At 39.9% G+C, this 21,154-nt stretch carries 17 protein-coding genes and 1 other RNA gene; all 18 read left to right on the top strand.

The genetic code is table 11. The features are described 5' to 3' along the window. Positions 1-42 precede the first annotated feature (42 nt). The 18 genes from NPX99_RS03405 (at position 43) to ftsA (ending at position 21,122) form a co-directional block, all read left to right on the top strand. Positions 43-981, top strand: a complete 939-nt coding sequence (locus NPX99_RS03405) for an ArsR/SmtB family transcription factor (protein ID WP_269030444.1) — start codon at positions 43-45, stop codon at positions 979-981. A gap of 852 nt (positions 982-1,833) precedes the next feature. Then, positions 1,834-2,220 (top strand): hypothetical protein, encoded by a 387-nt coding sequence (locus NPX99_RS03400; RefSeq protein ID WP_269030582.1) that lies wholly within the window; start codon positions 1,834-1,836, stop codon positions 2,218-2,220. Positions 2,221-3,037: 817 nt separating this feature from the next. After that, positions 3,038-3,547: a lytic transglycosylase domain-containing protein gene (locus NPX99_RS03395; RefSeq protein ID WP_269030442.1), complete on the top strand. Its 510-nt coding sequence runs from the start codon at positions 3,038-3,040 to the stop codon at positions 3,545-3,547. 85 nt (positions 3,548-3,632) lie between these two features. Then, an RNA gene (rnpB, locus tag NPX99_RS03390) (RNase P RNA component class A) lies at positions 3,633-4,024 on the top strand. Positions 4,025-4,456: 432 nt separating this feature from the next. After that, the gene (gene rsmH / locus NPX99_RS03385) at positions 4,457-5,455 is read left to right on the top strand and encodes a 16S rRNA (cytosine(1402)-N(4))-methyltransferase RsmH (RefSeq protein WP_269030580.1); all 999 of its coding nucleotides are present in this window, start codon (positions 4,457-4,459) and stop codon (positions 5,453-5,455) included. Beyond that, a complete protein-coding gene (ftsL, locus tag NPX99_RS03380) occupies positions 5,452-5,856 on the top strand; it encodes a cell division protein FtsL (RefSeq protein ID WP_269030440.1) in 405 nt (134 codons plus the stop codon). The genes rsmH and ftsL overlap by 4 nt, the downstream gene beginning before the upstream one ends. Beyond that, positions 5,856-7,604 carry a peptidoglycan D,D-transpeptidase FtsI family protein gene (locus NPX99_RS03375; protein WP_269030438.1) on the top strand — a complete coding sequence of 583 codons (1,749 nt, stop codon included), beginning with the start codon at positions 5,856-5,858 and terminating at the stop codon, positions 7,602-7,604. Before ftsL ends, NPX99_RS03375 begins: the two co-directional genes overlap by 1 nt. Before the next feature lie 17 nt (positions 7,605-7,621). After that, the gene (locus tag NPX99_RS03370) at positions 7,622-9,073 is read left to right on the top strand and encodes a UDP-N-acetylmuramoyl-L-alanyl-D-glutamate--2,6-diaminopimelate ligase (protein ID WP_269030436.1); all 1,452 of its coding nucleotides are present in this window, start codon (positions 7,622-7,624) and stop codon (positions 9,071-9,073) included. Further along, positions 9,070-10,491 (top strand): UDP-N-acetylmuramoyl-tripeptide--D-alanyl-D-alanine ligase, encoded by a 1,422-nt coding sequence (locus NPX99_RS03365; RefSeq protein ID WP_269030434.1) that lies wholly within the window; start codon positions 9,070-9,072, stop codon positions 10,489-10,491. The genes NPX99_RS03370 and NPX99_RS03365 overlap by 4 nt, the downstream gene beginning before the upstream one ends. A 21-nt stretch (positions 10,492-10,512) precedes the next feature. Then, positions 10,513-11,583 carry a phospho-N-acetylmuramoyl-pentapeptide-transferase gene (gene mraY / locus NPX99_RS03360; protein ID WP_269030432.1) on the top strand — a complete coding sequence of 357 codons (1,071 nt, stop codon included), beginning with the start codon at positions 10,513-10,515 and terminating at the stop codon, positions 11,581-11,583. Positions 11,584-11,587: 4 nt separating this feature from the next. Continuing rightward, entirely contained in the window at positions 11,588-12,988 is a 1,401-nt protein-coding gene (murD, locus tag NPX99_RS03355; protein WP_269030430.1) for a UDP-N-acetylmuramoyl-L-alanine--D-glutamate ligase, read from the top strand. A 130-nt stretch (positions 12,989-13,118) separates the two neighbouring features. Further along, a complete protein-coding gene (locus NPX99_RS03350) occupies positions 13,119-14,276 on the top strand; it encodes an FtsW/RodA/SpoVE family cell cycle protein (RefSeq protein ID WP_269030429.1) in 1,158 nt (385 codons plus the stop codon). Beyond that, positions 14,266-15,402, top strand: coding sequence for an undecaprenyldiphospho-muramoylpentapeptide beta-N-acetylglucosaminyltransferase (gene murG, locus NPX99_RS03345; RefSeq protein ID WP_269030427.1), 1,137 nt, complete (start codon positions 14,266-14,268; stop codon positions 15,400-15,402). The genes NPX99_RS03350 and murG overlap by 11 nt, the downstream gene beginning before the upstream one ends. After that, a complete protein-coding gene (gene murC / locus NPX99_RS03340) occupies positions 15,386-16,813 on the top strand; it encodes a UDP-N-acetylmuramate--L-alanine ligase (RefSeq protein ID WP_269030425.1) in 1,428 nt (475 codons plus the stop codon). Before murG ends, murC begins: the two co-directional genes overlap by 17 nt. Beyond that, positions 16,791-17,768 (top strand): UDP-N-acetylmuramate dehydrogenase, encoded by a 978-nt coding sequence (murB, locus tag NPX99_RS03335; protein ID WP_269030423.1) that lies wholly within the window; start codon positions 16,791-16,793, stop codon positions 17,766-17,768. Before murC ends, murB begins: the two co-directional genes overlap by 23 nt. A 239-nt stretch (positions 17,769-18,007) precedes the next feature. After that, positions 18,008-18,928, top strand: a complete 921-nt coding sequence (locus NPX99_RS03330) for a D-alanine--D-alanine ligase (protein WP_269030421.1) — start codon at positions 18,008-18,010, stop codon at positions 18,926-18,928. Beyond that, the gene (locus NPX99_RS03325) at positions 18,916-19,824 is read left to right on the top strand and encodes a cell division protein FtsQ/DivIB (protein WP_269030418.1); all 909 of its coding nucleotides are present in this window, start codon (positions 18,916-18,918) and stop codon (positions 19,822-19,824) included. The genes NPX99_RS03330 and NPX99_RS03325 overlap by 13 nt, the downstream gene beginning before the upstream one ends. Beyond that, on the top strand, positions 19,821-21,122 hold the full coding sequence (gene ftsA / locus NPX99_RS03320; RefSeq protein WP_269030414.1) for a cell division protein FtsA: 1,302 nt from the start codon (positions 19,821-19,823) through the stop codon (positions 21,120-21,122). Before NPX99_RS03325 ends, ftsA begins: the two co-directional genes overlap by 4 nt. The last annotated feature ends 32 nt before the right edge of the window (positions 21,123-21,154 follow it).

The following is a 21,154-nucleotide window of genomic DNA, read 5'->3' as shown; positions in this document are numbered from 1 at the left end:
TTTCTATTCGTAGGAAATAAATGTTTCTCTGAGAGAATAGTGATGAAAAAAACAGTAAGTTTGGATGCACTGATTATATTGTTGAAAACGATAGCGGAGATAAGTCGTTTACGTATTCTTGCACTCTTGTATCAGAATGATTTAACAATTTCTGATTTTATTTTTATCCTTGGCCAGTCTCAATCACATGTATTACACCATTTACGTTTATTATATGAAGCAGGGTTTGTTGTGTGTTATCAAAAGGGGAAACGGACTTATTTTAAGTTTTGTTCCGGCTGTTTTGGTAAAGACATTGTGAAGGCTGCCCTTTCAGCTTTGCCAAAGTACGATGAGATGTTAGCGTGTGATTTGGCACGTTTGGCGGATATTAAAAAACAGCGCCAAACAAGCAGAAGACAGTATTTTTTAAAAAAGACAGCGCAGTGGGAAGCATTACAGTTATCTTATATTGCAAATCCGATTGTGGAAAATGCTTTACTTGAAATTATTGGCAATAAACCATTTGAGACCATGATGGCTATCGGTACAGATACAGGCTCTCTCTTAAAATTGTTTTCAGGTCTTTATAGGCGTGCAGTTGAAGTTGCGCTAGATGGAGATGTTTTGCATTTATCTACTGGAGATATAACTTTTGATTTGGTCATTTTTCATTGGGTTTTATATTTTCTTGAGAATCCTAAGATGTCTCTTCATGAGGTTGCACGTATTTTACGTCCTCATGGACGTTTACTGATTGTAGATTTTATTGGTGGTGAAATTGAGTCTTCATATTCTTACCATGCTCATAGAAATCTTAGACTTTCAGATACACAAATAGAACAATGGCTTGAAAATGCGGGACTTATTCTGGAACAAACAGTGTCTGTTGCTCCTATGCAAAATGAAAAGAAGGTAGGATTCGTGGTTAAGCTTTGGCTTGCACGTGATCCACGTTTACTGGTGGATGATCTTAAAGATAAAAAGATACAGTTTGCATGATCATATTTTTTTACATGTTATATTCTTTAATTTTTTTCAGTTACAAAGCGCAAGAGCTTTTGTTAAGTCTTTGAAACGTTATCATTTTTTTGCGCATTGTGTTGTTTGCATGGGACTATTGATGCTTCAATCTGTGTTTGTAGGGGATATCTCTAAAGGCATTGTTATAAAGCCAAGACTGTGAGGGCAGCCATTTATAATGTGTTTGAATTTATTGCTGGTTATAAAATAATCTGTCCTCATTTTAATCCTCGATGATGAATGATTCGGGATAAATTATCTTCGAAAAGGCATAATTATATAAACTTAAAAGAGCTAAAAGGTTCATAACTGAAATTGTTGCGGTGAGAGTTTTTGAATAAGTTATTTCTGTTTTTATGCTTTTTATAAGGGAAGTTTATACAAACTAGAGTTTCTGAGAAAATATGGAAATGATGATCTTCATAGATTCGTATTGATAATTCTTGGAATAAAATTGCTTCAAATTGGATCATTTTGAATATTTTTTGCCTAAATTTTTTCATTTTTAAACGATTTATAATTTTTTTGTCTTTTTTTGCCTAGAAGATGATAAGAATTTCTTGTTGTTTAAAATATTTTATTCCATAGCAAGAATATTACATCCGCTATCTTAATAGTTGATGTAAGAAGACGATCAGGGAACCTCCTCCCCCCCCCCCGCGTGGATCCCTTAGATTGTCTGGCCTGACTGAGGATTTCCTCAGTCAGGCTTTATATGTAAAGTTTGTTAAAGTCTTATAAGGTGGGGGGTATAGGCGGATAATATTGTATGGTGTAGGGTGAAGATAATAGTTAAGAGCTGTTTGGGGGTTTTTTCTTAGGTAAGAGATGATGGGTTTTTGCTGGCGTCGTATCGTTTTTGGCATGTTTATATTTTTTATTTTTATTGCCAGTCTCTTTGCTTCTCGAAATGTTACAGTTCATAAGTTTTTATTCGGGCGCTCTTTTTCTTCACAGCATTCTTCACAGCAGGTTAATCTTACAGAGGAAATTCTTCTAGAAAGATTGTCAACATTGTTTCCAGATATTATAATGGAACTCTCTAAGCTGAATCCTGAGCAACAGAAGCAGTTGATTGAGGAATTCCGTCGTGATGTAGTTTCTGCTGCTTTTGCAAATGGTCAGAGTAGTGAACAAGCTCGTAAATTGGGGAAAACTGTTGTTGTGGTTTTATCAAAAGCGGTTTTCCATCCTTCTATTACTGATGTTTATTTTTAGTTCTTTTAAAAAGTGTGTTTTTGTGCGATCTTAAGGGCGTTTTTTGCTTTTCTTGGATTTTAAGATCTTTATTCATTGTATAAGTTCTAAAGATGGAGGGATCTGCAGGCTTGGTAAAATCACAGTATGTGAAAAAATATTTTGAATAAAAAATAATGTGAATTTTTATTCAGGTAGTTTTGTAATCTTTTATTTTGCCTCTTTATAGAATTTTCTAAAAACAGATAGACATAATTATTAAGTTTTGTTATATAGCCTGAAATTAATGTATTTATGTATATTGGCGTGCTTTCCCTACGCGATGTTTTTTTTGGGATAGCGTGTTTAGCAGAGTTTTTTAGTAGCCAGTATTTATCAGCCAATGGAAAGTGTTAATAGCGGTTTTTGTTCCGAGTAAGGTTTTTGTGTTATCAAGGGACTTTGGTGAAGGCGTTCTCGTTTATGTTGCTTTTTGCAATTATGGAATTGGCCTTATAGATTTTAATAATCATATGTAAAAAATAGTAGAGGCATTTTTAATACTGTTTTTGGTTGCTAAAATTTGAGTGTATTGTAATTGTATCAAAAATTTGTAGAGTATATTATCTTTTTTAGCATGTTAAAACTTTCATTATAGTTTCTTTATTTTCCGATGTTTTATGAGATATAGAAAGATATAATAAGTAAATTGAGTAACTTTCTTCTGTTGCAAAAAAATATCTTGAAATTGTCTTAATATTTTCATTTTCAAGCCGCTCTTTAGCTTTCTTTTTCTGTAGAATGCGCCCGCAATACCGTTGCGGTTATGATTTGAGAATGTCTGAGTGAAGAGAAAAAAATGCAAATTTTGAAACTCCTTTTAAATACGGCATTTGCTGTATTTTTTGTGTTTGATATAAGTTGGACTCATACGAGCTTAAATGTTGCAGGTTCAAATAAAAGCTCAGTGACTCCTTCTTCTAAGATTTCTGCTCGTCCGTATGAATTTCTTATTCAGAAATTTGCAAATAAGTATAATGTTCCTGTTAACTTAGCGCATGCTGTTATAAGAATTGAGAGTAATTATAAGGCACGTATAAAAGGAGCTGCTGGCGAAATAGGTTTGATGCAAATTAAACCATCTACTGCGCGAGGATTGGGTTTTAATGGTTCTATTAAAGATCTTTATGATCCTGCGACCAATCTTGAATATGGTATGCGTTATTTGGCGCGGGCATATACACTAAGTGGTGGAAATACGTGTGGTACAATTCTTAAATATAATGCAGGTCATGGGGCAAGAAAAATGAATTCCATTTCAGCAAAATATTGCTCAAAAGTAAAAACTTATCTGGCTTCATTAAGATAAAATAGCCTTAAAGGGGGTGTGTTTGTTTTAAAATATCTTGAAGCTGCTCTTTGCATGTGATGAAAAATGTTTTATAAAGGATGTGTCAGTCGGCTGGGCAGCCGCGCTTGTTTCATGCTTCAAGGTGTGCAGGTGAGGAAAGTCCGGGCTCCACGGAAAAACGGTGCCGGGTAACACCCGGCAGGGGCGACCCTAGGGAAAGTGCCACAGAAAGCAAACCGCCTATTTTTATAGGTAAGGGTGAAAGGGTGGGGTAAGAGCCCACCGCGCATTCAGTAATGAATGTGGCAAGGTAAACCCCACCGGGAGCAAGACCAAATAGAAATGACGCGCAAGGCTTAACTTGCAGCCGGTTTCCGGGCGAGTCATTCGGGTAGGTTGCACGAGGCGGGTGGTAACATCCGTCCTAGATGAATGGTTGCCATGGAAAGTATAAGCTTTACCATACAGAACCCGGCTTATAGGCCGACTGATATTTCGTTGTTGTTCTATTTTATATCATGAATGTTACGGGTAAGTGATATTGTGATGTGAGTGTATATAGATTTTTCATATAGATAACATATTGATTTATAAAGATAATTTACTATTTTGCATATTGAATTAGACCCTCAAATATCCTAAGATTCTCTTATCTCGAACCTGCTTATTATGAATCGTCTTAATGCAAGGGCTGTCGCAACATTGGGGGCTGGCAAATATAGAAAGGGTGCGTTTCTGAAATCGGCACTCAAGTAAAGATTGTTTTTTACAATTATAATATTTTTTTAAGTATAATGCATTAGAATGCATATCTGGTTCGCTTCGACTTTACATAATGATGAATATGAGAGTTGGTTTTGGTTCTTTTGATACCAGTTGCCATGTACGATTGTTGATTTGAAAACGCATAAATCAAGACGGATTATTTTGACAGAACAGGATGATAAAACTGAGCGCCATATTCCAGTGTTGTTACAGCCAGTTTTGGCTGGGCTTATGCCATTGGTTGGAGCAAAAGTGATTGATGGCACTTTTGGTGCTGGTGGTTATACGCGCGCGTTGTTAAATGCGGGTGCACAGGTTGTTGCTCTTGATCGTGATCCTCATGCTATTGATCAAGGACAATCTCTTGTTGATGAATTTTCCCCAAGACTTCGTTTGGTACAAATCGAGTTTTCTCAGTTGGATCGTGTTGTTGAAGAAAAGGTGGACGCTGTTATTTTAGATATTGGTGTTTCTTCAATGCAGCTTGATGAAGCAGAGCGAGGATTTTCTTTTCAAAAAGATGGTCCGTTGGATATGCGAATGGCGCAGACTGGTTTTACTGCTGGAGATGTTGTTAATCGTTTGAAAGTTGATGATTTGGCGCGAATTTTTAGAATATTAGGAGAAGAACGCTATGCGGGACGAATTGCACGGATGATTGAAAAGCGTCGCTGCGTTCAACCCTTTTTACGTACAGGCGATCTTGCTCACGCCATCGAAGCATTGGTGGGCCGTAAAAGTGGGGACCGCATTCATCCTGCAACGCGTGTTTTTCAAGCTCTTCGCATTTATGTTAATGATGAAATTGGTGAACTTGCACGTGGTTTATTTGCCGCTGAACGTGTTTTAAAAGCAGGAGGACGTTTAGGTGTTGTGAGTTTTCATTCACTTGAAGATCGTATGGTCAAAAGATTTTTTTCTGCTCGTTCAGGAGAACGTATGCGATCGCGCCATCTTCCTGAAATAAAGACGACTCCAGCAACATTTTTGCCTTTGTTTAAAGGTGGTATAACTGCAAATGAAGAGGAGTTGCAGAAAAATCCTCGTTCACGTTCTGCGCGGTTGCGTATTGGTGTACGTACAAAGGCAGAGAGTCTTAGCACAGATATGAAATTATTTGGTATGGCAGAGATTGCTCGTTTTGAAGGAAACAAAAAATGACAGTTTTTCGTACATTTGATATGATTTTAGTAATGATTATGATTTGTATGGCAGGTCTTACTTATAAGGTAAAATATGATGTTCAAAAACGAATGAGCGAAATTCGTCGTCTTGAACATGAAATTGCTGCAGAAAAAAATATGGTAAATTTGCTTCGTGCTGAATGGGCTGTGATGATAGAACCTTCACGTATGCAAAAACTTGCAAGACGTTATCAAAAAGAGCTTGGTTTAGAGATTATACAGCCGCGCCAAATTGTCGAATTTGAGGATATTCCGGTGCGTGACCATGATCAAATTGAAGAAGTCATTAAACAAAATATATTAGAGGAAAGTAAGGATATTGTGGCGAATAATCGCGCTTCTCAGGTAAATGGCGATGTTCAAAAAGGCGTGCAGTGATGAAATCATACTTTTTATTCTTACAGAAAAAAAAGCGCTTAAAACCCCCGTTGGATGTCCATAACTTTCCCGTTCGTCGTTCGTATTCTAGTCGTGCACGTTTGCTTTTTTCTTTGCTCTGTTTCTTTATTTTATATGGCGTTATGGGGGCTTGCCTTATTTCTTATGGGCTTGAAGGTGGGCAGATTGAAGAAGCAAAAGGGCCAACTGTCCTTCAATTAACGGCGCGCCCTGATATTATTGATCGTAATAACCGTTTATTGGCAACGGATATTAAGACTTATTCGCTTTTTGCGGAACCACGACGCATTCTTGATGTAGATGAAACAATTGAATTGCTCTCAACAGTTTTGCCCGATCTTAATTGGCAGGAAACTTATAAACGTCTCAAAAAGAAATCTAGTTTTTCTTGGATTCAACGTGGATTGACATCAACACAAAAGACACAAATTATGGCTCTTGGTATTCCAGGAATTGGTTTTCGGACTGAAATTCGTCGTTTTTATCCAAGTGGATCAGTGTTTTCGCATATTCTCGGTATGGTGAATGTTGATAATCAGGGTATAGCGGGGATGGAAAAATATATTGATGATGCTGGTTTGAGTGCTTTGCGTGCTGCTGGTCTTGCAACTGAAGAAGCATTAAAGCCAGTTCAACTTTCGATTGATGTACGTATTCAGACTATTGTGCATGATGAACTGAGGGAGGCAATGAAGCGTTATAAAGCGCTTGCTGCGGGAGCTGTTATTTTAAATATCCACACTGGTGAGGTTTTGGCTTTAGCATCACTACCAGATTTTGATCCTGGAAACCCCGTTGAAGCTCTCAAAAGTGATCGCCTCAATCGAATGACCGCTGGAACTTTTGAAATGGGTTCTATCATTAAAAGTTTTACGACCGCAATGGCGCTTGATTCAGGGCTTTTTCATTTAAAGAGTGTCATTGATGCTTCACAGCCTCTTCAAGCAGGGCAAAATTATTTTATCCGTGATTTTCATGGAAAAAATCGTCCTTTAGAACTTTGGGAGGTTTTTGTTTATTCCTCTAACATTGGTTCTGCTAAAGAGGCGTTGGCGGTAGGGATCGATGGACATCGTGATTTTTTGAGACGACTTGGTTTACTTGATCGATTGACAACAGAATTACCTGAAGTTGCCCATCCTGTTGCGCCACGTCATTGGAAGGATATCCATTCTATGACAATTGCTTTTGGACATGGGATGGCAACAACGCCTTTGCAAACAGCCGTAGGTGCTGCTGCTTTAATGAATGATGGGTGGTTGATTGAACCTACCTTTTTGAAACGCACACAAGCAGAAGCTTTAAAATATGCAAAACAGGTTTTAAAACCCAAAACGAGTCAAAATATGCGTTATCTTTATAAATTAAACAGTGATATTGGTTCTGGGCGTAACGCAAAAGTAGAAGGTTATCGTGTTGGTGGTAAGACAGGAACAGCTGAAAAAGTAGAAAATGGGAAATATTCTAAAACAAAAAATTTCAATAGTTTTCTTGCTGCTTTTCCTATTGAAAATCCTGCTTATGTTGTTTTAACAATTATCGATGAACCGCAGCCTGAAGATGGACAGCGTTCAGCAACAGCAGCAATGAATGCAGGGCCAATGCTTGCTAATATTATTCGTCGTTCAGCAAGTTTTTTGGGAATAAAACCAGATTTTGAAAAAGAATACGAGCCTCTTTTGAACACAAAGAACAATTCGAGAGTTGTGAAACAACAGTCAAATTAATATAAAGGTGCGTTATCATGTTGTTTGGAACAGTTTTTCCAGAATGTCTTGAAGATGAAGCTCTTTTTTCAATGGAAATAACAGGAATAAGTGCAGATTCTCGGCAAGTTTTACCGGGATATGTTTTTGTAGCTGTTCAAGGAAAGCAAGGTGATGGCAGACATTATATAAATGATGCACTAACGCGTGGTGCACGAGCAATCGTTACAGATCGTGATATGATAGTTGAGAATTTATTTGTTCCCCTTTTACGCGTTGATGATGTTCGTCATAGTTTAGCGATGGCAGCTGCACGTTTTTATGGTTCTCAACCTGAAACGGTTGTGGGTGTGACAGGGACAAGCGGAAAAACATCTGTTGTCTCTTTTACTCGGCAAATTTGGACTCATGTTGGATTTTGTGCTGCCAGCATAGGGACAGTAGGCGTTGTTTCTCCTCATAGGAATGATTCTGGTTCTCTCACAACTCCTGATCCGGTAGCTTTACAGCGCCTCCTTTATGAAATTTCCAATGAAGGTGTTACACACGTAGCCCTTGAAGCATCTTCACATGGTCTTGATCAAAGCCGACTGGACGGGGTCCATTTAACTGCGGCGGCCTTTACCAATTTAGGGCGTGATCATATGGATTATCATACCTGTGTAGAGGATTATTTACGTGCTAAGATGCGGTTGTTTGATACGGTTTTGCCACAAGATGCTCCAGCTCTGATTTTTGCAGATGATGTTTATTCACAAAAGGTTATCGACCAAGTTACGAAAGCACGCCGTCGTGTTTTAACAATTGGACGGAAAGGACAATTTATTACCATTAATCGTGTTGAGCATCAGCGTTCTAAGCAGCATGTTGAATGTCGTATGGAAAATAATATTTATACATTTGATTTGCCTTTAGCTGGAGATTTTCAGGTAGCTAATGCGCTTATGGCTGCGGGATTAGCAATTGCAACAGGTGTTTCTCCTGAGAAGGTTTTTCGTTCGCTTGAAACTTTGCAGGGAGCGCCTGGGCGATTAGAATTGGTTGGAAAGACAGAAAATAATGCGCCTGTTTATATAGATTATGCGCATAAACCAGAAGCTTTAGAGCAGGTATTGCTTTCTGTTCGCCCTTTTACACAAGGGCGTTTAATTCTTGTTTTTGGTTGTGGAGGTGATCGTGATCAAGGAAAAAGACCATTAATGGGAAAAATTGCGGAACAGAAGGCTGATATTGTTATTGTAACAGACGATAATCCGCGCACAGAAATACCAGAAAAAATCCGCAAGGATATTTTACAAGCAGTTCCAAGAGCAATAGAAATTGCAGATCGTGGTGAAGCCATTCGTTATGCGGTTGGGCTTCTGAAAGCAGGGGATACTTTAATTATTGCTGGAAAAGGACATGAGAATGGTCAGATTATAGGGCAAAAAACAACTCCTTTTTCAGATCGCCTAAAAGCGATTGATGCTTTGCAGGAGCGCAATAGATGACAGCTTTATGGAATAAACAAGCGCTTGTTTCTGCAATTGATGGCTTTGTAGTGGGGAGCTTGCCAGAAACTTTTTCTGGGGTTTCTATTGATAGTCGTACTCTTGAAAAGGGCGATATTTTTTTCTGTATTAAAGGACATCATCTTGATGGTCATGATTTTGCTGCGCAAGCTTATGCACGAGGAGCAGGCGTTCTTGTTGTTGCGGAAAATCGTTTATCTGATATGAAAAAAATATCCGCTCCACTGCTTGTTGTCCCTGATGTTTTGCAAGCTTTAGAGCAACTTGCAAAAGCCGCACGCAAGCGTTCAAAAGCTAAAATTATAGCAATAACAGGTTCTGTTGGAAAAACAACAACAAAAGAAGCTCTCAAACAAGTGCTTGCAACTGTTGGAAAGGTTCATGCGAATCTTGCTTCTTTGAATAATCACTGGGGCGTACCGCTCACGTTAGCACGGATGCCTGTGGAGAGTGATTATGGTATCTTTGAGATTGGGATGAATCATAAAGATGAAATTCGCCCCTTGGTTGAGTTGGTTTATCCGCATGTTGTTCTCATTACGCATATTTCTACGGGGCATATGGGTCACTTCAAAAATCTTGAAGAAATTGCAGATGCAAAAGCTGAAATTTTTGAAGGGCTAGATGAGGAAGGCATTGCCGTTTTAAACGCGGATCATGATTTTTTTTCTTATCTCGTTCAAAAGGCAAAGCAATGTGGTGTGAAAAAGATCTTAAGCTTTGGTGAGACTGAAAATTCTGATTACCAAGCGAGGGATATACGTCTTTTAACAGATTATTCTTCTATGCGTGTCCCTATTTCTGGACAAGATAGGGTGATGAAGGTTGGGGCTCCTGGGCGACATATTCTTCAAAATAGTTTAGGTATTCTTGCCGTTTGTGATGCCATTGGCATTGATTTGGAACATGTTTTGCATTCTTTGAGCTGTTTTTCTCTTCAAAAGGGGCGTGGTATTCGTTATCGATTGTCTTTGCCAAGTGGGGGCGAATTTCATTTAATTGATGAAAGCTATAATGCTAATCCCGCTTCTATGCATGCTGCTCTTGGTTTGCTTGCTACAGGGCCAGTAGGGGAAGGAGGGAGGCGAATTGCTATTTTAGGGGATATGCTGGAGTTAGGCGTTTATAGTGAAAAACTCCATCGTGATCTTGTAAAGCCGGTGTCTCTTTCTGGTGCTGATCTGGTTTTTTTATTTGGTGAGGCAATGAAGTTTTTAGCCACTGATCTGTCCACATACGTGAAGGTTCATTATGCTGAAAATATTGAAAAAATTTTACCGCTTATTTTTGCAGAAATTTCCAATGGAGATCTGCTTATGATTAAATCATCCCATAGTCTTTATTCATCAGATATTGTGACTGCACTGCTTGATCGCTATCAAAGGGTTTCTCTCTAATTTAAAAAGGTTTTCTGTACTATGATGCTGTTTCTTTCTTCGTTTAGTGATTGGCTTCCAGGCGTCAATGTTTTTCGTTATATCACTTTTCGCACCGTAGTAGCTATGCTTACATCAGGGCTTATTGTGTTTTTATTTGGTCCTAGCATTATTGCTTCTCTTAAATTACGGCAGGGAAAAGGGCAGCCCATTCGCGCTGATGGTCCTCAAACACATTTTAAGAAGGCAGGAACGCCTACCATGGGCGGATTGATGATTTTAACGGGCACTGTGGTATCGGCACTTTTATGGTGTAATTTATCAAATCTTTATTTTTGGGTATCTCTCTTTGTTATGCTGTCTTTTGGGGCAATTGGTTTTTATGATGATTATCTTAAGGTGACAAAACAAACACACAAAGGATTTTCCGGTAAAGCACGGTTGAGTTTAGAGTTTTTGGTTGCAGCGATTGCTGCTTTTGTTCTCTTACAGGTTGGTTCTCCTGGACTGGCTCTGCCTTTTGTGAAAGAGTATTTCATCAATTTGAGCTGGTTTTTCATTCCTTTTTCTGCTTTTGTCGTTGTCGCAACTGGTAATGCGGTAAATTTGACGGATGGTCTTGATGGGCTTGCTATTGTTCCTGTGATGGTTGCAGCCTTGTCTTTTGCTCTGATTTCTTACCTTTCTGGTAATATCAATTTTGCGGATTATCTCCAAATTCGGTATGTATCAGGAACAGGTGAATTGGCTGTTTTATTGGGGGCTGTGGTTGGTGCAGGGCTTGGCTTTTTATGGTTTAATGCACCACCTGCGGCTATTTTTATGGGGGATACTGGTTCGTTGGCTCTTGGAGGGCTTTTGGGTATTGTCGCTGTTGCAACCAAGCATGAAATTGTTTTGGCTCTGATTGGTGGGCTTTTTGTTCTAGAAGGGTTTTCGGTTGTTATTCAAGTTGGTTATTTCAAATTAACAAAAAAACGTGTATTCCTTATGGCGCCGATACACCATCATTTTGAGAAAAAAGGGTGGACTGAAAGTCAAATTGTAATACGCTTTTGGATTATTTCAATTGTTCTTGCTCTCATCGGTCTCTCAACACTTAAATTGCGGTAAAACTTTGATTTCTGTTGCGTGTTATAAAGGTCAAAAAGTTGCTTTGTTTGGATTAGGGCAATCAGGATTAGCTGCTGCGCAAGCTCTGATCAGGGGCGGTGCAGAAGTGGTTGTGTGGGATGATACTCCTTCAGGTGTACAAGCTGCTGTTCGACAAAATATTCCAACGAGAGATCTTCTTCATGCAGATTGGTCAGAGTTTGTTGCATTGATTTTATCTCCGGGAGTTCCTTTAACTTATCCTAAGCCTCATTGGGTTGTTGAGAAAGCACGTCAAAAAGATATAGAAATTATCGGTGATATTGAATTATTTGTTCGTGCACGCAATCATTTTTTACAGTGCTCTGGCTTTTGCGATCAGGATGTTCCGTTCATTGCGATTACGGGCACAAATGGGAAATCAACAACGACAGCTTTGCTTACTCATTTGTTAGAACAAATGGGCTATGATGTGCAAATGGGAGGAAATATTGGCACTCCAATATTAACGCTTAAGCCATTTGTTCAAAAACGTATTTATGTGATTGAATGTTCATCCTTTCAAATTGATCTCACACCCTCTTTGCAGCCAACTGTTGGACTTTTATTGAATGTGACGCCGGATCATATTGATCGCCATGGTAGTTTTGATCTTTATGTACAAGCCAAACGGCCTTTAGTTGCTAGGGCTTCTCATGCTTTGATTTCAGTTGATGATGCTGCTTGTCAGGCTTTGTATCATCAATTGCTTCATGAAGATCATCAAGTTGAAGCAATTTCCAAAGAACACTTTGTTGAAAATGGTTTTTATGCTGATGGGACAAAGCTCTTTGCTGTTCGTGATGGAGAGCGTCAGTTGCTTGCAGATCTTGCTCATATGACTGCGTTGCGTGGTTGTCACAACGCGCAAAATGCTCTTATGGCGTTAGCAGCATTGCAGGCTTTAGGAATAACAGACCCACAGATAGAAAAGTATTTAGCGAATTATAAAGGGTTGGCTCATCGTATGCAGCAAGTGCGAAAAATGGGAGCGGTTTTGTTTATCAATGATAGCAAGGCTACAAATGCGGATGCATCGGCTCCTGCACTTGCTGCTTTTAATGATATTTTTTGGATTGTTGGAGGGCAGGCGAAAGAAGGTGGGATTGAGGCTTTAAGAGGATTTTTTCATAAAATTCGCAAAGCTTATTTAATTGGGAGTGCGGCGGAAGAATTTGCTCGCACTATTGGATCTGCCTTTCCCTTTTCGATGTGTTTAACTTTGGAAAATGCGGTGCGTGAAGCTGCTATTGATGCTATGTGTTGCGAGGCAAAAGAGGTTGCAGTTCTTTTTTCACCTGCTTGTGCTAGTTATGATCAATTCAAAAATTATGAAGTGCGTGGAGAAGCCTTTGTTTCTTTGGTTATGCAGTTAAAAGAAGCATAAATTTAAAAAAATGTTTTTATGTTAAGACTCCGGAATCTTTTTTTGTGTAATTCAGTTTTTAAAGTGTTTGCTAAAAAGAGAGGAACCGTATCACTTTGAGTAAAATTGTGAAAAAGATGAGGTGGATATAATGGTCACGCGTGCAGATAGAGACCCAATTGCAAATTGGTGGTGGACGATCGATCGCTCTATCTTTGCTGCTTGTTTGATTTTAATGGGGATTGGCATTATGCTCTCTTTTGCGGCAAGCCCTACTATTGCAAAAAAAATTGGAATTGCTGATAGTTTTTATTTTGTTAGATGGCATGTCATTTTTAGTATTCCAGCGTTTTTTACGATGGTTACACTTTCTTTTTTTTCGCTTCGTAATATTCGCCGTTTATGTGCTCTTTTGCTTGTTGTAACGCTCGTTCTTATGATTGCGACCTTGTTTATTGGTCCAGAATTAAAGGGAGCGCGGCGGTGGATTCCTCTCTTTGGTTTTTCTGTACAGGCTTCAGAATTTATGAAACCAGCTTTTGTAGTAATGTCTGCTTGGCTTTTTTCGGAACATATACGGGGAAGAGGTATCCTCGGCTATACATTAGCTACCGCACTTTATATTTTTTGTTGTGTGCTTCTTGTTCTACAACCTGATATTGGTCAAACACTTTTAATAAGCGCCACATGGGGTGGTTTGTTTTTTGTTGCTGGTGTGCCTCTTACCATTATTTTCTTGTTTATTGTTTTAGGTATGGTTGGAATTGTTTTCGCATATTTTTTTCTTCACCATGTTCGCGAACGTATCAATAGTTTTTTGACGGGTGAAGGTGATACCTTTCAAGTGGATGTAGGACGTGATGCTATTTTGAATGGTGGTTGGTTTGGGAAAGGACCGGGAGAAGGAACAGTGAAACGGATCATTCCTGATAGCCATACAGATTTTGTATTTTCCGTTGCTGCTGAAGAATATGGTATTATCTTGTGTCTCTTCATTATGATGCTTTTTGGCTTTATCGTTATACGTTCATTGTATATAGCGTTGAATACGCGTGATTCATTTATACGTCTTGGTATTACTGGTATAGCGATGATGATTGGTTTTCAATCATCGATTAATATGGCAGTTAATCTTCATTTAATTCCTCCAAAAGGTATGACACTCCCCTTTATTTCCTATGGTGGTTCATCAATGCTGGCGATTGCATTTTCAATGGGTATTTTGCTTGGTTTAACACGCCGCTGGCCAGAAGCACGTCTTTCTGCTTTTTCCTCTCCTTCTGCCTTGGATATTACTTATGACGGATGACAAAGTTATTGTTTTGGTGGCTGGTGGTACAGGTGGGCATCTTTTCCCTGCTGAAGCGCTTGCCGTTGAATTAAGGCAACGTGGATATGATGTCCATTTGGTAACCGATGAAAGAGCGCAAGGTTTTGTACGCTGCTTTGATGAAGAGCATACACATATAGTTTCATCAGCAACATTTACAGGACGCCATCCTTTTGCACTTGTGAAAACATTTTTGGCTTTATTAAAAGGAATGGGACAGTCATTAGCGCTGTTTTATAAGCTGCGCCCTATGCTTGTTGGTGGATTTGGTGGATATCCTACCTTTCCCCCCCTTTTGATTGCGGCTTTAAGTCGACGCGCAACATTTATTCATGAACAAAATGCGATTATGGGGCGTGCTAATCGTGCATTAGCAAGTTTTGTGCATGCAATAGCAGGTGGTTTGTTATCGACCAATGATACTTATGCTCATAAAATACTTCTTACAGGAAATCCTGTGCGTGAGGCTGTTCTTAAAGCAGCAGAAATTTCCTACGATCCATCAACTGGTGAAAAGCCATTTCATTTCTTGGTTTTTGGTGGCAGTCAAGGTGCTTCTTCTTTTTCGAAAATTGTTCCGGAAGCAGTTGCGTTGTTGGATGATGAGAATCGTAAACGTTTACGAATTGTTCAGCAAGTTCGCGGTAGCGCTGAAGAGTTAGTAGAAATCTATCATAAGATGGGTGTGCAAGCAGAAGTTGCCTCTTTCTTTGAGGATATTGCTGAACGTATGGCGCGATCTCATTTTATTTTATCACGTGCTGGAGCTTCATCTGTTTGTGAAATAGCTCTTATCGGTCGTCCCGCTTTGCTTATTCCATATCCTCATGCTTTAGATCATGATCAGGCAGAAAATGCTGCATTGCTTGCTGCTGTAGGGGGGGCTCAAATCGTCGCAGAAAAGGATTTAAGCGCACAAAGACTTGCTTCTCTTTTAACAGAAGCTTTTTGTTCTCCGCACTTATTGGAAAAACAAGCGCTTGCTGCAAAAAAAGTTGGACAACCTCATGCAACCAGTCGCCTTGCGGATATGGCAGAAGCGTTGATTGCAGGGCAATCATTGTCAAATATAAAAGAGGAGTTTTTTGATGAAAATGCCACTTAATATAGGCGTTATCCATTTTATCGGAATTGGTGGTATTGGCATGAGTGGAATTGCTGAGATTTTTCATAATTTTGGCTATAAAGTTCAAGGGTCAGATCAAGTTGAGAGTGCAAATGTTGAACGTTTACGGGGCAAAGGAATTAATGTTCATATAGGTCATCATGCTGAAAATTTAGGAGATGCAGAGGTTGTTGTTTTTTCTACTGCCGTTAAAAAAACAAATCTTGAATATATTGCTGCGAAAGAAAGACATTTGCCACTTGTAAAACGTGCGGAAATGCTAGCGGAGCTTATGCGATTTCGTCGGGCAATTGCTGTTGGTGGTACGCATGGTAAAACCACAACAACATCTATGGTAGCCGCACTTCTTGTTGCTGGTCATTTGGATCCTGTGGTGATTAATGGCGGTATTATCAATGCTTATGGTACGAATACGCGTATGGGAGAAGGGGATTGGATGGTCGTTGAGGCCGATGAAAGCGATGGTACATTTTTGAAGTTACCTGCTGATATTGCTGTTGTTACGAATATCGATGCTGAGCATTTGGATCATTATGGGAATTTTGATGCTGTGCGCCAGGCTTTTTGGCAATTTGTAGAGAATGTTCCTTTTTATGGTTTTGCTGTTTTGTGTCTTGATCACCCAGAGGTTCAGTCATTGGCTAGTCGTATTGATGATCGTTGGGTGATCACATATGGTGCCAATCCACAGGCAGATGTTCGTTTTTTAAATCTTTCGATGGATGGTCAAAAAACGCATTTTGATGTTCTTATTCGTTCGCGCAAAACAGGTAGAAAGACTGAGTTGAAAAATTTGATTTTGCCAATGTCTGGGCAACACAATGTTTCTAATGCAACAGCGGCGATTGCTATTGCGCATGAACTTGGTATTTCAAATGAATCTATAAAAAAGGGCTTAGCAGAATTTGCTGGTGTAAAACGGCGTTTTACGCAAACAGGAAGTTGGCGCGGCATTGAAATATTTGATGATTATGGGCATCATCCTGTTGAAATAAAGGCTGTTTTATGTGCAGCGCGTGAGAGTACAAAAGGGCGTGTGATTGCGATTGCACAACCACATCGTTATTCCCGTTTGTATCATTTATTTGATGATTTTGCTGCTTGTTTTAATGATGCAGATACAGTGTTGATTGCACCCGTTTATGCAGCCGGTGAGGAACCGATCACTGGTTTTGGTGCGAGAGAGTTGGTAGAACATATTCAAATGGCGGGTCATCGTGATGTGCGTTTGATTCATGGACTAGAGGATGTTGTTTCTATTGTCTCTACATTCGCTCGCTCGGGGGATTATGTTGTTTTTCTTGGTGCTGGCAATATCACACAGTGGGCTTGTGCATTGCCTCATCAATTGGCGGTACTTGATAACAATGATAAATTTTCAGCACATTGATGGAGAAGCGCTGTTGGCGCGATTGCAACCGATGTTGGGCGGAATAAAAGGTAAACTTACGCCTAATGTTGAGATGCGTAAGGTCACGTGGTTTCGCACTGGTGGACGAGCAGAACTTTTTTATCAACCTGCGGATGAAACAGATTTAGCTCTTTTTCTTCAAAATCTTCCTGTGTCTGTTCCTGTAACGATTGTGGGGATTGGTTCTAATCTTCTGGTGCGTGATGGGGGGATTCCTGGTGTTGTTATTCGTCTTTCGGCTAAAGGTTTTGGGCAAGTGCGGCAAGTTTCTCCAACGCGTTTTTTTGTTGGTGCTGCTACGGCAGATAAACATTTGGCAGCAGCGGCTTTAGAAGCTGAGATTGCAGGTTTCCATTTTTATCATGGTATTCCTGGTGGTCTTGGTGGAGCACTCAAAATGAATGCTGGGGCGAATGGTATTGAGACAGCGGCACGTGTTATTGAGGTTTATGCCTTTGATCGTAAAGGACAGCGTCATGTCTTGAGTTTGAAGGATATGCAGTATTCCTATCGTCATTGTAATGTTTCTGAAGATCTTATTTTTACTGCTGCTTTGTTGGAAGGACACTTAGGAAATAAAGATGATATTCGTGCTGCTATGGATGAAGTAACCCGTCATCGAGAAACAGTACAACCTGTTCGTGAAAAAACAGGTGGATCAACTTTCCGAAATCCTGAAGGGACATCTGCGTGGCGCGTTATTGATGAGGCAGGGTGCCGTGGCTTGCGAGTTGGGGGTGCTCAAATGAGCGAAATGCACTGTAACTTTATGATTAATACGGGGCACGCAACAGGTTATGATCTTGAAGCATTGGGTGAAAAAGTGCGTGCTCGTGTCTTTGCTCACTCATCTCATCTGTTACAATGGGAGATATGGCGTGTTGGTCAATTTGAACAAGATCGTTATGTTCCTTTTTTTGAACTGTCCCATTGATTTATTGAGTGCATAAAAAATGCAATAAAAAAATTGAGTCATATCAAAGAGATAATAAAAAAAATCCATTAAGAATCAATAAATTAACAGAGAAGCTCTTGCGTCTTGTGCCTGAGTCTGATTCATTACAAAAAATGCTAGGTAATTGATTCGCAAGAATAAATCTTAGTATTTTCTTTATATGGTATGAGTGGTTTTTATGTAGTCTATATATAGTAGACAGAGGAGGGTGAGTTGTTATGAAAGATGAACATATAGCTGTATTAATGGGAGGATTCTCCTCCGAACGGTCTGTAAGTTTATCTTCAGGTGCTGCTTGTGCTGATGTTCTTGAAGCGCAGGGGTATCGTGTAAGCCGCGTGGATGTTGATGGGCATATCGCTTCTGTTCTTGAACAATTGCAACCTGATATTGCTTTCAATGCATTGCATGGCCCCTTTGGGGAAGATGGTCGTATTCAGGGTATTCTTGAATATTTAAAAATTCCTTATACCCATTCTGGAGTAATGGCATCAGCATTGGCGATGGATAAGGGGCGTGCAAAAATTGTTGTTGCGAGCGTTGGAGTTTCTGTTGCGCCTTCTTGTGTTATGAGTCGCTTTGCTATTGGAAGAATACATCCCATGGAGCCTCCTTATGTCATTAAGCCTGTGTGTGAAGGGTCCAGTTTTGGTGTCATGATTGTCAAAGAAAATGAATCTGCGCCGCCTCATTATGTTGTGGGGACTGAATGGGGTTACGCGGATGAGGTGATCGTTGAAAAATATATTCCTGGTCGTGAACTTACTTGTGCGGTTTTGGGAAATGAGGTGCTAGACGTTTGTGAAATTCTCCCTGATCAGCATTTTCAATTCTATAATTATGATTCAAAATATAAAACGGGTGGCTCTCTTCACATTTGTCCTGCACAACTTTCATCAAATATTTACCAAAAGGTGCAAAGAATGTCATTAGCTGCACATCAGGCGATAGGTTGTCGAGGTGTTAGCCGTTCTGATTTTCGTTTTAATGAGGAAACGGGAGAATTGGTTTGGCTTGAAATTAATACCCAGCCCGGTATGACATCAACGTCTCTTTTTCCTGATATTGCAAAAGCGAGTGGTCGTACTTATGGCGGTATTGTACAGTGGATGGTGGAGGACGCGTCGTGTATGCGTTGAATGTTCATAAAACAAATGTTTTGATGGAGGTGTTGTTCGTGTCAGTTTTGCCACGTCTTTATCGTCGTGTGCTCCGGTTTATGTTTGAGTTTATAGCCGGTATCCATGTTCCTCGCCATTTGGGATCTTTTGCAGTTTTATTGTTTTTCTTTTTTACAGTGCTTTATGGGCTTTCATCAAGTGGACATATGGGAATGATTGTGAAGGCTGTCATAGAAGATACTGGTTTTGTGATTACTGATGTTGATATAAATGGCAATAAACGCCTAGTGAAACAGGAAATTTTAAAAATTTTAGGACTTGATACTGCTCAGTCTATATTTACTTTTGATGTTGATAGGGCGCGTTTTCTTTTAGAACAGCAAGCTTGGATTCAATCAGCTAATATTCAAAAAATTTATCCCAACAGAGTACGTATTTCAGTTGTAGAGCGTAAACCTTATGCAATTTGGCAACATGATGGCGTGATGGATATTATCGATGATACAGGTCGTGTCATTTTGCCCTTTAAAGGAGGAATTGTTCGTGGGTTGCCTCTTGTCGTTGGGAAGGGGGCGCAAAATGCGGCTAAAATGTTTCTTCAAGAGCTTTCGGTCTATTCGCAGTTGTACAGTCGTGTTCGCGCTTTTGTGCGTGTAGGTGAAAGGCGTTGGGATCTGGTCTTGGAGAATGGTGTGCGCGTTATGCTACCTGAAAAGAACGCACTTGAAAGACTTTCTTCTCTTCTTAAGACAGAGGCAGCACAAGGTCTTTTTTCTCGCGATATTCTCAGTCTTGATTTGCGTCTTTCTGATCGTGTTACAGTTTCTTTGTCGGATGAGGCATTAGAACGTCGTGCTGCTGTTGTGGCAGAAGAAGAACGCATTTTAAAAGCACGAAAGGCAGGAAGCCTATGATGTTGCTCGGATCACCTTATATGGGAGGACGTAAACCACGTTTTTTAACGGTTCTTGATGTCGGTTCAAGTAAGATTGTCTGTTTTATTGCTTGTTTGCGTCCTTTGAAACATACGCATTATTTACATAGCCGTACACATTCTATCGAGATCCTAGGCTTTGGAGTACAGCGCTCGCGCGGTATCAAATCTGGTGTTGTCATGGATATGTTTGAAGCAGAGCAATCAATACGCTTGGCTGTTGATGCGGCAGAAAAAATGGCTGGTTTGGTGGTGGATTCGGTAATTGTAAACTTTTCTTCAAGCCGATTACAAAGCGCTCTTATTAATGGCATGGTTCGTTTGGATGGCCGTGAAATAACACGTCGTGATGTGCGTATGGCATTTTCAGATGTTTCTCGCAAAGCTTTTGATGCTGAGCGTCATGTCATGCATTCAGTTCCGGTTTCTTATGTATTGGATGGAGATAAAGGAATTTCTGATCCTGTTGGCATGGCAGGGGAGTATTTTGGTGTGGATGTGCATGTGGTATCCGCGGAAACAGCGTCTTTGCGTAATTTAGAAACGTGCATTAATCGTGCACATTTGAGTGTTGAAGCAATGGTTGTAACTCCTTTTGCGAGTGGTCTTGCTGTTTTGATGAATGATGAGGCGCATTTAGGGGCGGCATGTATTGATTTCGGTGGTGGGACAACGACATTTTCAGTGTTTTTTGAGGGGAAATTTGTTCATGCGGATGCTCTTGCAGTTGGTGGACATCACGTGACGCTTGATATTGCGCGTGGATTTTCTATGTCACTTACAGAGGCAGAACGTTTAAAGGTGGTCTATGGTTCAGCACTTCAGACAAGTGCTGATGAGCGACATATGATTAATGTGGCAGAAATTGGGAGTGGACAGCGTGAAACGCAATATCCTCGTGCTGTTCTTGGTCGTATCATTCGCGCACGTGTTGAAGAAATCTTAGAGATGGTGCGTGATTGTTTAAATCGTTCTGGTTTTTGTCACATTATTGGTAAACGTGTTATTTTGACTGGAGGAGCAAGCCAGTTAACAGGATTGCCAGAAATGGCACGGCGTATTTTGGGAAGAAATGTTCGCATAGGAAGACCTTTAGGTATCTCAAGGCTTCCTTCTCTTGCAAAAGGGGCGGCGTTTACATCTGCTGTTGGATTGTTAATTTATCCGCAATTGGTGGGTTTTGAAGAAAAAACAATGCAGGGTGCAGTAAAACATTTATCGACGGGCACGCGCGGGTGTTTTCAGCGTGTTGGTCAGTGGTTGCGTGAGAGTTTTTAAATAAGTTTATTGAGGTAAGTTGAATTTTATCG

The organism is Bartonella sp. 220B (assembly GCF_026930205.1).
GTDB lineage: Bacteria > Pseudomonadota > Alphaproteobacteria > Rhizobiales > Rhizobiaceae > Bartonella.
This window is presented reverse-complemented; position numbering and strand designations above follow the sequence as displayed.